This window comes from Luteimicrobium subarcticum (assembly GCF_002798015.1).
In the GTDB taxonomy this organism is placed as follows: Bacteria; Actinomycetota; Actinomycetes; order Actinomycetales; family Cellulomonadaceae; genus Luteimicrobium; species Luteimicrobium subarcticum.
The window spans coordinates 358,286-371,714 of the sequence record NZ_PGTZ01000006.1; the positions used below are offsets into that span (position 1 = coordinate 358,286).

At 75.2% G+C, this 13,429-nt stretch carries 11 protein-coding genes; 4 read left to right on the forward strand and 7 right to left on the reverse strand.

Going from position 1 to position 13,429, the window contains the following annotated elements; genetic code table 11:
* Positions 1 to 26: 26 nt before the first annotated feature.
* From CLV34_RS02315 to CLV34_RS02330, 4 genes are read left to right on the forward strand one after another with little or no spacing between them, the layout of a single operon-like run.
* Positions 27 to 755 carry a TetR/AcrR family transcriptional regulator gene (locus CLV34_RS02315; RefSeq protein WP_100348626.1) on the forward strand — a complete coding sequence of 243 codons (729 nt, stop codon included), beginning with the start codon at positions 27 to 29 and terminating at the stop codon, positions 753 to 755.
* Positions 752 to 2,086: an MFS transporter gene (locus CLV34_RS02320; RefSeq protein ID WP_245858910.1), complete on the forward strand. Its 1,335-nt coding sequence runs from the start codon at positions 752 to 754 to the stop codon at positions 2,084 to 2,086. The genes CLV34_RS02315 and CLV34_RS02320 overlap by 4 nt, the downstream gene beginning before the upstream one ends.
* Positions 2,083 to 3,462 carry a type III PLP-dependent enzyme domain-containing protein gene (locus CLV34_RS02325; protein WP_245858912.1) on the forward strand — a complete coding sequence of 460 codons (1,380 nt, stop codon included), beginning with the start codon at positions 2,083 to 2,085 and terminating at the stop codon, positions 3,460 to 3,462. Before CLV34_RS02320 ends, CLV34_RS02325 begins: the two co-directional genes overlap by 4 nt.
* Positions 3,459 to 4,913, forward strand: a complete 1,455-nt coding sequence (locus CLV34_RS02330) for a D-arabinono-1,4-lactone oxidase (RefSeq protein ID WP_100348627.1) — start codon at positions 3,459 to 3,461, stop codon at positions 4,911 to 4,913. The genes CLV34_RS02325 and CLV34_RS02330 overlap by 4 nt, the downstream gene beginning before the upstream one ends.
* 16 nt (positions 4,914 to 4,929) lie before the next feature.
* Here the strand turns inward: CLV34_RS02330 and CLV34_RS02335 are convergent, their stop codons facing one another.
* The 7 genes from CLV34_RS02335 to typA all read right to left on the reverse strand — a co-directional run bounded on the left by CLV34_RS02335 (position 4,930) and on the right by typA (position 13,306).
* A complete protein-coding gene (locus CLV34_RS02335; protein WP_100348628.1) occupies positions 4,930 to 6,021 on the reverse strand; it encodes a prephenate dehydrogenase/arogenate dehydrogenase family protein in 1,092 nt (363 codons plus the stop codon).
* A 7-nt stretch (positions 6,022 to 6,028) separates the two neighbouring features.
* Positions 6,029 to 6,988, reverse strand: a complete 960-nt coding sequence (locus CLV34_RS02340) for a prephenate dehydratase (protein ID WP_100348629.1) — start codon at positions 6,986 to 6,988, stop codon at positions 6,029 to 6,031.
* Positions 6,985 to 7,935, reverse strand: coding sequence for an ACT domain-containing protein (locus CLV34_RS02345; RefSeq protein WP_245858913.1), 951 nt, complete (start codon positions 7,933 to 7,935; stop codon positions 6,985 to 6,987). The genes CLV34_RS02340 and CLV34_RS02345 overlap by 4 nt, the downstream gene beginning before the upstream one ends.
* A gap of 3 nt (positions 7,936 to 7,938) precedes the next feature.
* A complete protein-coding gene (locus tag CLV34_RS02350; RefSeq protein ID WP_100348630.1) occupies positions 7,939 to 9,702 on the reverse strand; it encodes a VanW family protein in 1,764 nt (587 codons plus the stop codon).
* A gap of 89 nt (positions 9,703 to 9,791) precedes the next feature.
* Positions 9,792 to 10,307, reverse strand: coding sequence for a DUF6113 family protein (locus CLV34_RS02355; RefSeq protein ID WP_157803663.1), 516 nt, complete (start codon positions 10,305 to 10,307; stop codon positions 9,792 to 9,794).
* Between the two features lie 4 nt (positions 10,308 to 10,311).
* Positions 10,312 to 11,370, reverse strand: a complete 1,059-nt coding sequence (locus tag CLV34_RS02360; RefSeq protein ID WP_245858915.1) for a PIG-L family deacetylase — start codon at positions 11,368 to 11,370, stop codon at positions 10,312 to 10,314.
* A gap of 4 nt (positions 11,371 to 11,374) precedes the next feature.
* Positions 11,375 to 13,306, reverse strand: a complete 1,932-nt coding sequence (gene typA / locus CLV34_RS02365; protein WP_100349162.1) for a translational GTPase TypA — start codon at positions 13,304 to 13,306, stop codon at positions 11,375 to 11,377.
* Positions 13,307 to 13,429: the final 123 nt, after the last annotated feature.

Sequence of the window (13,429 nt, forward strand, 5' to 3'; positions counted from 1 at the left end):
GGCACACGCCGGTTACAGTGGGACACATGTCCAAGACGACTGTCCCGGTCGATCCGGCTCCCGGCGACGGCACCGCGGCCCACGAGCCCGCGCCGCGCGCCGCGCGGGCCGCCCGTCGACGCAACCCGCACCGGACCGCGCGCAAGGTCGTGCGCATCCCCGTCGCCGAGCGACGCGCCGCCCTCGTCGAGGCCGCGATCACCGTGATCGGACGCGACGGCGTACGGGCCGCGTCCACGCGCGCCATCGTCGCCGAGGCCGGGATGTCGCTCGCCTCGTTCCACTACGTGTTCGAGTCGCACGACGAGCTCATGCGCCAGGTCGTGCTCGAGGTGCTCGAGCACGAGGTCGCGACCGTCACCGACCGCGTCGTCGCGCTGAGCGCCGCCGGCGGCGACCTCACCGATCTGCTCGGCGCGGCGCTCCACACGTTCGTCGAGACCGTCGCGGCGAACCCGGAGCGCGAGAACGCTCTGCTCGAGCTGCACCAGTACGCGCTGCGCACCGAGTCGCTGCGCGACCTGACGCTCGTCGAGTACGAGGCGTACTACGCGGGCGCCACCCAGCTCCTGCTCGCCGTCGCCGAGGCCGCCCAGGTCGAGTGGACCCGGCCCGTCGAGGACCTCGCGCGGTACGTCGTGACCCTGACCGACGGGCTGACCGTCGCCGTGCTGACGTACGGCGACCAGTCCGTCGCCGACTCCGTCCGGGACGTCGCCGTCGCCGCGCTCGTCGCCCAGGCGCGGCCGCGGTGAGCGCCGCACCCGTGCGCGAGCAGGACCGCGGGGCTGGCGGCGCCGACTCCTCCGCCCCGACCGGCTCCGTCCCCACCGGCACCGTGCCCACCGGTGCGGAGCCCACGAACCTCGTCCCCGCGCTGTGGATCGTCGGGTTCGCGACCGCGTGGCTCGGCGTGTGGATGGCGCAGCTCACGCCCATCCAGCTGCTCCTGCCCACGCAGGTCGACGACATCCTCAACCTCGGCCAGGACGACTGGAAGGCGTCGGTCACGGGCTTCGGGACCGTGTCCGCGATCGCCGGCGTCCTCGCCCTCGTCGCCTACCCGCTGACCGGCGCCGCCTCGGACCGCACGACGTCGCGCTTCGGGCGCCGCCGCCCGTGGATCGCGCTCGGCACCGTCGTGTTCGCCGTGTCGCTCGTCCTGCTGTCGCTCCAGCACACCATGGTGGGCGTGGGCGTCTGGTGGTCGGCGAGCCTCGTCGGGTTCTGCATCCTCACGGCCGCGCTCACCGCGACCATCAGCGACCAGGTGCCCGCCCACCAGCGTGGCACCGTGTCCGGGTGGATGTCCGCGCCACAGGCCCTCGGCATCCTGCTGGGCGTCGGGATCGTCACCGCCCTGGTGCTCGGCCAGGTCGCCGGGTACGTCACGGTGGCCGTCGCGCTCGTCGTCCTCGTGCTGCCGTTCCTGCTCACGGTCCCGGACGCGCCCCTGGCTCCCGAGGACGCCCCGCCGTGGTCCGTGCGGACCGTCCTGCTCGGGCTGTGGATCTCCCCGCGCGAGCACCCCGACTTCGCATGGACCCTCGCCGGGCGCCTGCTCGTCATGACGGGGAACGGCTTCGGCACCGCGCTCCTGCTGTACTTCCTGCGCTACGGCCTGCACGACGACGACGCCGACGACGACCTGCTGACGCTCTCGCTCATCTACATGGTGTTCGTCATCGTCGCGGCCCTCGTGCTCGGCCGTCTCTCCGACCGCCTCGGCCGCCGCAAGGTCATGGTGTTCGTGTGCGCGGCCCTCCAGGGCGTCGCGGCGCTGCTGCTCGCGTTCGCGCCCGCGCTGTCCGTCGCGATGGTGGGCGCCGCGTTCCTCGGCCTGGGGTTCGGCGCCTTCCTGTCGGTCGACCAGGCGCTCGCCACGCAGGTGCTCCCGAACGCCGCCGACCGCGGCAAGGACCTCGGCATCATGAACGTCGCCTACGCCGTCCCGCAGGCGCTCGCCCCGCTCGTCGGCGGCTGGCTCGTCGTGCAGACGGGCTCGTTCATGGCGCTGTTCCTCGCGGCCGGCGTCCTCGCGATCCTCGGTGCCCTCGCCGTCATCCCCGTGAAGAGCGTGCGATGAGCGCGACCGCGCCGTTCACGCTGCCCCGGGACGCCCCCGCGAGCGTCGCCGACCCCGGCCGCCGGCCCTGGACGCGGCCCGAGACGTACTGGCCCGCCCTGACCGCCGCGACCGAGCACCTCGACCCGCCCTACGCGACGCTCGACCTGCGCGCGCTCGCGCACAACGCCCACGACCTGCTGCGCCGAGCCGGCGGCGTGCCCGTGCGCGTCGCGTCCAAGTCGCTGCGCGTGCGGTCCGTGATCGACGCCGTCCTCGCGCTGCCCGGGTACGCCGGCGTCCTCGGGTACACGCTGCCGGAGGCGCTGTGGCTGGCGTCCGACACGGGCACGGGCGACGGGGAGCACCGGGCGATCGAGGACGTCGTCGTCGGGTACCCGAGCGTCGACCGTGCCGCGCTGCGCCGCCTCGCGACCGACCCCGCGCTCGCCGCCCGCGTCACGATCATGGTCGACGACGTCGCCCAGCTCGACCTCGTCGACAGCGTCCTGGCGCCGGGCGAGCGCGAGGAGATCCGGGTCTGCCTCGAGCTCGACGCGTCCTGGGACGTCCCGGGCCTCGCGGCCGCGCTCGGCACCGTCGGCCGCGCGGACCTCGCGCACGTCGGCGTCCTGCGCTCCCCCGTCCACACCGCCGCACGCGCCCGCACGCTGGCGCAGCTTGTCGCCGACCGGCCCGGGTTCCGGCTCGTCGGCATGATGGCGTACGAGGCGCAGATCGCGGGGCTCGCCAACGCGACCGCGGGCGCACGCGCCCGGTCGGCCGTGATCCGCCGCCTCCAGGCGGTGTCCGCCACCGAGCTGCGCGGACGCCGCGGCGAGGCCGTCGCCGCCGTCCGGGAGGTCGCCGACCTCGCCTTCGTGAACGCCGGCGGCACGGGCTCGCTCGAGTCGTCCGCGGCGGACGCCTCGGTCACCGAGCTCACCGCCGGGTCCGGCCTGTTCGGGCCGCACCTGTTCGACAACTACGCGCACTTCACGCCCGCACCCGCCGTCGCGTTCACGCTCCCCGTGGTGCGGCAGCCCGCACCCGGCGTCGCGACGCTGCTCGGCGGCGGCTGGGTCGCGTCCGGCCCGCCCGGGCCCGACCGGCTCCCGCAGGTCGCGTGGCCGACCGGCACCCGGTACGTCGGCACCGAGGGTGCCGGCGAGGTGCAGACGCCGCTGCGCGGCGCGCCCCAGCTCCGCGTCGGTGACCGGGCGTGGATGCGCCACACCAAGTCCGGCGAGGTGTGCGAGCACGTCGACACCCTGGTCGTCCTCGACGCCGACGGGGGTGACGCGCCGGCCTCAGGGGGTGACGGCGTGGGCCACGACCGTCTGCGCGTCGTCGGCGACGTACCCACCTACCGCGGTCATGGAAAGGCCTTCCTGTGAGCACCCCCCGCCCCCGTCGCTTCACCCCGGTACCTGGCACCGGCCTCGACCCGTCCGCACCGGACGACGACGCCGTCCCCTCGGGCCCCACCCCGCGGCCCGCCGCTCGCCCGCACCCCGGTGCGGCAGCGACCGGACCGTGGTCGCCCGCGAGCACCTGGCAGAACTGGGGACGCACCCAGACGGCCCACCCCGTCGGCACCGCGCGCCCGACCGACGTCGGCGCCCTCCAGGACGTGCTGACGACCGCCCGCGACCAGGGCCTGTCCGTGCGGCCCGTCGGGTCGGGGCACTCGTTCACCGGCATCGCCGTGGCCACCGGCGTCCAGCTCGACCTCGGCGCGCTCGCGGGGCTGCGCGAGGTCGACACCATGACGGGGCTCGCGACCTTCGGCGCCGGGACGCGGCTCGCCGACATCCCCGCGCTGCTCGCGCCCTACGGGCTCGCGATGGAGAACCTCGGCGACGTCGACCGGCAGACGCTCGCGGGCGCCACGTCGACCGGCACGCACGGCACGGGAGCCCGGTTCGGCGGCATCAGCACGCAGATCCGCCGCGTGCGGCTCGTGACCGTCGACGGCCAGGACCTCACCGTGAGCCCCGACGAGAACGCCACCTGGTGGGGCGCCGTGCAGCTCGGCCTCGGCGCGCTCGGCGTGCTCACCGAGATCACCCTGCAGTGCGTGCCCGCGTTCACGATGCACGCCGTCGAGGCGGCCGCGCCGTTCGCCGAGGTGCTCGAGACGTGGGAGCAGCGCGTCACCGGCGCCGACCACTTCGAGTTCTACTGGTTCCCCGGCACCGACGTCGCGTCGACCAAGACCAACCACCGGCTGCCCGGTGGCACCCCCCTGCGGCCGCGCGGCGCGCTCACGCGCTGGGTCGACGAGGACCTCGTCGCGAACGGCCTCTACCGCGGCATCTGCGCGCTGGGCAGCCGGGTGCGCGCCGTCGTCCCGCCCGCCAACGCGCTCGCTGCGCGCCTCATGGCCCGCAACGACTACGTCGAGCCGTCGCACCAGGTGTTCGTCGCCTCGCGCAACGTGCGCTTCCGCGAGATGGAGTTCGCCGTTCCGCGCGCGGCCGTGCCCGACGTCGTCCGCGAGCTCGCCGACCTCGTGCGCCGCCGCGACCTGCGGATCTCGTTCCCCGTCGAGGTGCGTTCCGCCGCGGCGGACGACCTCTGGCTCTCGACCGCGCACGGGCGCGACTCCGGATACGTCGCCGTGCACCAGTACTACCGCGAGGACCCGCGGACGTTCTTCCGGGCCGCGCAGGACATCTTCCGCGCCCACGAGGGACGCCCCCACTGGGGCAAGATGCACACGCTCGGCGCGGACACGTTCGCCGAGATCTACCCGCGGTTCGGCGACTTCGTGGCCCTGCGCGACGACCTCGACCCCGAGCGGACGCTCGCGAACCCGTACCTGGAGCGTGTGCTCGGCCGCTGACGCCCGGGCACGGCGCTCATCCTGGGGGGAGCAGCGGGTGCGCGTGCGCGATCCCGCGGACCAGCACCGTGACGCACCACCCGTCCGCGCCGAGCGCGGTGAGGGTGTCCCGCCAGCCAGCAGCGCCCAGCGTCACGCGGTGCGTGGGCGCGTCGCGCGTCCACCCGCCCTCGGGTGCAGGGTCGGCTGCCGTGCCGGTCCCGTCTGCGCCCCCGTCAACAAGGCGCCGGCCGTCGAGCCGTGCCCGCAGCCCGTCGGCGCGGGTGAAGAACGCGGTCACGGCGGCGTCGTCGCCCGCGTCCAGGCCGTCGGCCAGCGCGGCGACCTCGGCCGCGAGCGCCCGCAGGACGGGCGCGACGGCGGCGGCGTTGCCCGCGACCATCGCGCGCGTGCGCAGCGGGTCGGTCCGGGCGACCCGCGTGCCGTCACGGAAGGAGCCCGCGGCGAGCCCGACGGCGAGGCCCGCGGCCTCCGCGTCCGCGACGGTGCTCAGCAGCACGGTCGCGGTGACGTGCGGCACGTGCGACACGAGCGCGACGGCCCGGTCGTGGACGTCGGGCTCGACGACGTACACGCCGCCCGCGTCGAGCGGCCCGAGGACGAGCGCCAGCACGGCTCGCACGGCGTCCGCGGGCGCGTCGCCCGGGGTCACCGCCCACCGCGCGCCGGGGAGCAGGTCGGCGGACGACGCCGCGAACCCCGAGTGCTCGGTGCCCGCCATGGGGTGCGCACCGACGAACCGGTCCGCGAGCCCCGCGGCGGCGACCCGCGCGTGCACGGCCGTCTTCACGCTGCCGACGTCGGTGAGCACGCACCCCGGCGCGATCCCCGCCGCCGCGACCCGAGCGAGCACGTCGTCGAGCGCGACGAGCGGGCACGCGAGCACCACCGCGCGCTGCGCCGCGGCGCACACACCGGCCACGTCGTCCGCAACCGTGATGCCCGCGGCGGAGGCGGCGGCGCGCGTGGCGGGGTCCGGGTCGGTCGCGACGACAGGCACGCCGCCCGCGACGAGCGTCCGGGCCAGCGAGCCGCCGATCAGCCCGAGCCCGACGACGCCGACGGTCGCCCCGACCGAGGAGTCGTCCTCGCCGATGACCTTGCTCATCCGCGCCTCATCCCCACAGCAGCCCGTCACGCAGCGCCGCGGCGTCCGACCCGGCCTGGACGGCCCCCGCCGGCAGGTGGTCGAGGTCCACGTCCTCGTCGAGCTCACCGCGCGCCGGGTACACGCCGAGGGTCTTGAGCGAGTCGCCGGCCCGGAGCAGGTCCTCGAGCACCGACCGCGCGCCCCCGTCCCAGGGGGCCGCGTCGACGGTGACGACGAAGACGTACTGGCCCTCCTGCGCCTTGACCGGGCGGGTGATGAGGCTGGACAGGTTGACGCCGCCCGCGCCGAACGCGGCGGTGATGCGGGCGAGCACGCCCGGCCCGGTGACGACGGGCGTGATCGCGAGCATCGTCCGCCACGGGCCGGCATCAGCAGCGGCGTCGCCACCGGATGCCGCGGGCCCCGCCGACGCGGGGGCGAACGCCGCGACCGCCTCCCGGCGACGGCCCAGCAGCAGGAAGCGGGTGCGCGCGCCGCGGAAGTCCTCGACGGACTCCTCGAGGGTCTCGAGGCCGTACAGGTCGCCGCAGAGGCGCGGCCCGAGGGCCACCTGCCCGGGCGCGAGGTCACGGCACGCGGCCGCGTTCGACGACGCGGGCACCGGCGCGAGCCCGCGCCGCGCGACGAACGCCGCGCACTGCGCGAGCCCGTGCGAGTGCGCGGTCGCGACGACGAGCTCGGCGCGGTCGGCGCCGGGCAGCACGAACGCGTCGAAGCCCACGTCGAGGACGGTCTCGTCGACCGCCACGACCTCGGCGGACGACAGCAGCGTGTCGAGGGTCGGTACGACGTACCCCTCGACGCTGTTCTCGACGGCGACGACGCCCCGGTCGGCCCGCCCGTCCACGACGGCCGCATGGACGTCGTGCACGGACGCGCACGGCAGGAGGTCGTGCCCGGGCCAGGCGAGGGCGGCGGCGTGCGTGAACGTGCCCTCCGGACCGAGGTACGCGAGGACGCTCACCCGGCGGACCGCTCGGCGAGGTCCCAGCGGGGCTCGACCGCGAGCGGACCGGGCTCGAACGACTCACCCGGCAGGACGGCGAGCACGCGGTGCGCGATGCCGCGCTCCCGGAAGCCGGCCACGAGGGCGTCGAGCGCGTCGCCGGACGGGCACGAGAACGCGCTGAAGAACACGTGCGGCCCGGCGTCCGAGCGGTGCGAGCGCAGGTGCGTGAGGTCGATGCCGGCCTCCGCGACGACGCCCAGGGTCTGCTGCAGCGAGCCGCGGTGGTCGTCGCGGGGCCCGAACGCGAGCCACACCTGCGCCGGCCCGTCGGGGCGGGGCACGTCCGCCCGGCGCTCCACGAGCCCGTACCAGAGCGGGGTGGGGTCGTCGAGGCGGTCGCTCTCCGGCAGGACCGCGAAGCCTGCGGGGACGGCCGAGCGCTCCACGAGGAGCGTGCCGTGCTCGCCCGCGAGCGCGATCCGCTCCTCCACGGGGGTGCGCGTCGGCACGAGCCGCGGGCTCGCGCCGAGCGAGCGCAGGCGGTGCCGGCAGTCGCGCATGCCGGCCTCGTCGACGACGACCGCGCCGCCGGTCGCGCCCGAGCGGCCGACCCGCACCCACTGACGGGTCACGGGCAGCGCCGCGGTCACGAGCACGCCCTGCGCGGCGGCCAGGAGCGCCCGCTCGAGCTCGGGGGCGGGCTGCTGCGGGTGCGCGAGGTGCACGACGGCGCCGAGGTCGTCGAGGCGAGCCACCGTCTCGAGCGTCGCGGTCGTGGAGCCCAGGTCGAGCAGGTCGTCGGGGCGTCCCAGCAGGGCGGCCGCGGCGCGCGCGTGCGGCCCCGACTCCCGCTCGGTGCGCCCGAGCAGCGTCGGGACGTCAGGCAGCACCGGGGCTGCAGGCAGGTCCTCGGGCAGCGCGGGCGCGGGAGGCAGGACAGGGTCCGGCGCGGGAAGCGTCACTCGTCAGTCGCCCTTCGTGCAGATCACGGTGTTCTCGGGGTTGTACGTCCAGCGGTTCGTCTCGTCCTTGACCTGCGTGCCGTCGAGCCGGCTGACGACGCGCCGGACGCTCACGGTGAACCCGGGCTGACCGCCCGGGTCTGCGACGCACGACGGCGACGCGTTGCGGATCGTGTGGCGCGGCACCACGTCGCTGCGGGCGCTCGTGGTGGTCGCGACCGTGTAGTACGGCGTGCTCCACAGGGCGACGTGCAGCCGGTTGCCCGAGATCCAGGCCTGCACCGCGACCCCGTACGGGGTGTCGTTGGTGAACTTCATGTCGACCGACGGCATGGCGAGCGTCGCCTCGCGCCCCACGGGGTACCGCGAGATGTAGAACGAGTGGGGCTTGTGGGTGACGATGTCGAGCCCGGCGAAGAACGCCGCGTTGTAGGTCGTCGTCGCCATCTGCGAGAGCCCGCCCCCGACCCCGTCGACGAGCTGCCCGTCCGAGATGACGTGCGCCGCGTGGTACCCGCCCGCGAGGGTGATGGGGGCGAGCGCGTCCAGCATCGAGAACGTCTCGCCGGGCTGCACGACCGTTCCCGAGACCTTGGCCGCGCCCGTCCTGATGTTCGCCGTGCGGACCGTGTCCGAGGTCAGCGCCGTCGAGAACGACGAGACGCGCTCGGTGACGCGCAGCGCCCGCAGGCGCTCGGCCGTCAGCGCGGGCTCCTTGACGGAGAGGCGGACGGTGGCGTGCCGGTCGCCGCGGCGCGTGGCGACCGGCACGACGGCGGCGAGCACGGTGTCCGCGTGCACGGTCGACCCGTTGCGACCGTCCCGGACGCGCGGCTCACCCTTGACGAACACGAGGGTGGCGTCGCGCGGGGCCGTGAAGGTCCCCTTCGGCGCGCGTGAGACGACCGCGGTCCGCAGCCCGTCCGCGTCGAGGGAGAGCTTGAGCGACGAGCCGTCGCGGGAGAAGCGCGCGACGCGCGCGAGGGCGTCGGACGGGAGCGTCACGTGCTTCCTGCCGACGGTGAGCTCGACCGGTGCCGACGTCAGCGTGCCGGCGACGACCAGCGCGTCCTGCACGGCGTCGTCGTCGACCTTCGGCGCGACGGCGGTCACCGGGAGGACCACCGGTCCGTCGGTCCGCAGCCACGACGACACGAGCGCGGCCTTCGCGCCGGCGGTGTCGAGGGCCGCGCCGGGACGGGCCGACGTGCTCGTGGCGGAGCCGCCGACGAACGTGACCGCGCCGTCCCGCGGCGCGACGGCGGCCTTCTTGGCGACCGAGGCGAGGCGGGGGGCGAGCGCGGCGTCGTCGACCCGGACGACGGGGTCGACCGCCGTGCCGCCGAAAGCCGCGTGCCACAGGCGCTGCGGTGACAGGTCGAACGTCGCGAGCGGCTCCACGGTCGCGTCGACGTCGACCGTCAGACCGGCCTTGACGGGGTCGATACGAGCCTTCGAGGCGCCGGCGACGACCTGGACGGGCTGGGTCGTCCGGTCGGCGAGGTCAGCAGCCAGCTTCTGCTCGGCGGCGTGGACGTCGAGGCCGCCGAGCGCGACCCCCGCGACGGTCGTGCCGCGCGGCACCTTGTCGGCCACGTACCACTGCGCCGCCGCGTAGAGGCCGACCAGGAGGAGTGCGGACCCGCCGAGCACGGCGAGCACGCGCCACGTCCTGCTGGGGGCGGGCTCGCTGCCGACGCCTTGGAGCAGGTCGGTGTCGTCGGCCTCGGGCCGACCGTCCGGTGCGACGACGTGCTGCTGCTCCACGCGGCGATTCTACGGGCCCGGGACGGTGCTCCTGAGCGGCGCGCCCACCGGTCGCCCGCCGACCGTCTGCCGAGGGTCTCGGTGGTCCGTCAGAGGGGGCGCGGCCGACGCGGACGCGACTCGTCCGCGAACCACGACCACGGGAGGAACGACGTGACGACGATGGCGAGCACGCCACCGAGGAGCCACGCGTTGCTCAGGTTCCGCCGGAGCCAGTCGGCGCTCTCGACGTGCGCCGGGACGATGACGTCGCCGCCCGGCCCGGTGACGAACGCGAGCACGCCCGTCGCCACCATCCAGCCCAGCGCGTAGACCGTCAGGCCGGACCATGCCCCCCACGCCCGCGCGGTGACGCTGCCGGCGAGCGTCGCCGCGATCGCGAGGATCAGCCCCACCGGGTAGGAGGCCTGGAACATCACGGTGCCGACGGTGCCGACGACCGCCCCGACGACGAGGCAGCCGACGAGGCGCAGGACGGTCCGGCCCGGTCCGGTGCGGCGACGCTCCGGCCCGCCGGGGACGGGTGCATCGGGCGCGGTGACGCCGTGCGGGACGTCGGCGACGTCGTCGTGGTGCCCGACGGGCGGCTGCTGCGGGTGGCTCACGCGCTCACCGTACCCGTGGCGCCTGGGCGGGGCGCTGCGCGGCACGGTCCACGACGGCGTACTGCTCGGTGGCGTGCAGGGGCGCGAGGACGTCGTTGCTCAGCGCGTACCGTCCGACGACCGGGTCGCAGGAGACGTCGGAGCGCAGCACGTCGGACCGCGGCGCCACGAGCGCGACGGCCTGCACCTGCGTGGCGTGCGCGCGCAGCGCGGCGGCGAGGCGGTCGGCGACCGGCGCGAGCGGCACCTCGACGAGGTGGGAGCGCGCCCCGGCGTCCACGGCCGCACCGGAGGACCACCAGGTGACCACGGGTGGCAGGACGGGTTCGTCGGGGTCCGGCAGCGCGAGCCCGGCGTCGTCCACGGCCGTCCGGTGGGCAGGAGCCGCGGCCGCGAGGAGGCGGCGCGCGGCACGGACGTCGCGCTCGGGCCGGACGGGCGCCCACAGCTCGGTCACGTGCCACGGCGCGCCGACCGGTCCGTCGGCGAGCCCGTCGAGGGGGGCCGCGGCGTCCTCGGCGAGAGCGAGGGCGCGGACGGTGACGTCGTGCGCGCGGACGTGGTCGGGGTGCCCGTAGCCGCCGCCCGGGTCGTAGGTGACGACGACGCGTGGGCGCCGGTGCCGGACGAGCACGGCGAGGCGGCCCGCGGCGTCGTCGAGCGGGACGCGCGCGAACCCGGCGGGCACGGCGGGGTCGGGGCCCGCGATCCCGGGGGCCACCCACACCATGCCGGAGTCCTCGGACCGCTGCGCTGCCGCACGCAGGCCGGAGCCCGTGTCGGCGGCGTCGAGGAACGCGTGGTCGGTGACGCCGAGCGCGTCGAGCGCGCGGCCGAGCTCGCCCTCGCGGTGCGCGGCGAGCCGCAGCCCGTCCCCTTCGAGCGCGGCCAGGCCGGTCGGGTGGGCTGCGGAGTCGATGACCTCGCCGCGCTCGCCGCGCGTGCACGTCACGACCGTGACGGGCTCCCCCGCCGCCGCCCAGGTCGCGAGCAGCGCCCCCGTCGAGAGCGTCTCGTCGTCGGGGTGCGCGTGCACGGCGAGCAGCCCGCCGTGCACGCGCACCCGATCAGCCCCGCTTCGAGCGAGCCGTCGCCCGGGCGCGCTCGGTCGCGTCGAGCACGACCTTGCGGATGCGCACGACCTCGGGCGTGATCTCCACGCACTCGTCCTCACGGGCGAACTCGAGGGACTCCTCGAGGGTGAGGTGCTTCGGCGGGACGAGGTTCTCGAAGTTGTCGGCGGTCGACGAACGCATGTTCGTCAGCTTCTTCTCCTTCGTGATGTTGACGTCCATGTCCTCGTTGCGGGAGTTCTCGCCGACGATCATGCCTTCGTAGACCTCCTGCGTGGGGTCGACGAAGAACGACCCGCGCTCCTGGAGGTTGATCATCGCGAAGGGAGTGACGGCGCCGGCGCGGTCGGCGACGAGCGAGCCGTTGTTGCGCGTCTCGATGGGGCCGGCCCAGGGCTCGTAGCCCTCCGCGAGGGACGACGCGATGCCGGTGCCGCGGGTGTCGGTGAGGAACCGCGTGCGGAAGCCGATGAGGCCGCGGGCGGGGACGACGAACTCCATGCGGACCCAGCCGGTGCCGTGGTTCGACATGGTCTCCATGCGGCCCTTGCGCTGCGCCATGAGCTGGGTGACGGAGCCGAGGTACTCCTCGGGGACGTCGATGGTCATGCGCTCCATCGGCTCGAGCACCTTGCCGTCGACCTTCTTGGTGACGACCTGGGGCTTGCCGACGGTGAGCTCGAAGCCCTCACGGCGCATCTGCTCGACGAGGATCGCGAGCGCGAGCTCGCCGCGGCCCTGGACCTCCCAGGCGTCGGGGCGGTCCGTGGGGACGACACGGAGCGAGACGTTGCCGACCAGCTCCTTGTCGAGGCGGTCCTTGACCTGGCGGGCCGTGACCTTGTGACCCTTGCCACCCTTGCCCGCGAGCGGGGAGGTGTTGATGCCGACCGTCATGGAGATCGCGGGGTCGTCGACCGTGATCAGCGGCAGCGGGCGCGGGTCGTCGACGTCGGTGAGGGTCTCGCCGATGGTGATGTCCTCGATGCCGGCGACGGCGACGATGTCGCCGGGGCCCGCGGAGTCGGTGGGCACGCGGTCGAGCGCCTTGGTCTCGAGGAGCTCGGTGATGCGGACGGTCTGCAGCGACCCGTCGTGACGCGCCCAGGCGACGTTCTGGCCCTTGCGCAGCGTGCCGTTGAAGATGCGCAGCAGGGCGAGGCGGCCGAGGAACGGCGACGCGTCGAGGTTGGTGACGTGCGCCTGCAGCGGCGCGCCCTCGTCGTACGTCGGCGCGGGGATCTTCTCGAGGATGGTGTGGAACAGGGGCTCGAGGTCCTCGTCGACGGGCAGGCCGCCGTCCTCGGGCTGCTGGAGGGACGCCCGGCCGACCTTCGCGGCGGCGTACACGACGGGGACGTCGAGCACGGCGTCGAGGTCGAGGTCGGGGACCTCGTCGGCGAGGTCGGACGCGAGGCCGAGCAGCAGGTCGGTGGACTCGGCGACGACCTCGTCGATGCGCGCGTCCGGACGGTCCACCTTGTTGACCACGAGGATCACGGGGAGCTTGGCCGCGAGGGCCTTGCGGAGCACGAAGCGCGTCTGCGGGAGCGGGCCCTCGGACGCGTCGACGAGCAGGACGACGCCGTCGACCATGGACAGGCCGCGCTCGACCTCACCGCCGAAGTCGGCGTGGCCGGGGGTGTCGATGACGTTGATGGTGATGCCTTCGGCCTGGCCGACCGCCGCGGCCGCGGGGCCGGCGTACCGGACCGCGGTGTTCTTTGCGAGGATCGTGATGCCCTTCTCGCGCTCCAGGTCGCCCGAGTCCATGACGCGGTCGTCGACCTGCTGGTGAGCGGAGAACGCGCCGGACTGCTTGAGCATCGCGTCGACCAGGGTCGTCTTGCCGTGGTCGACGTGGGCGACGATCGCGACGTTGCGCAGGTCGGGGCGCACGGCCGTGTTCACGGTGGCCTCAGGCATGAAGGAACCAATCTCGAGGAAGAAGAAGTGGGGGCGGTCGTCCGCCGGGTGGGCGGTCTCCCGCGCCGAGTTCTCCCCCATCCTACCGGGCCGGTCGGGAACGACCGCGGGCGGCGTCCGGGC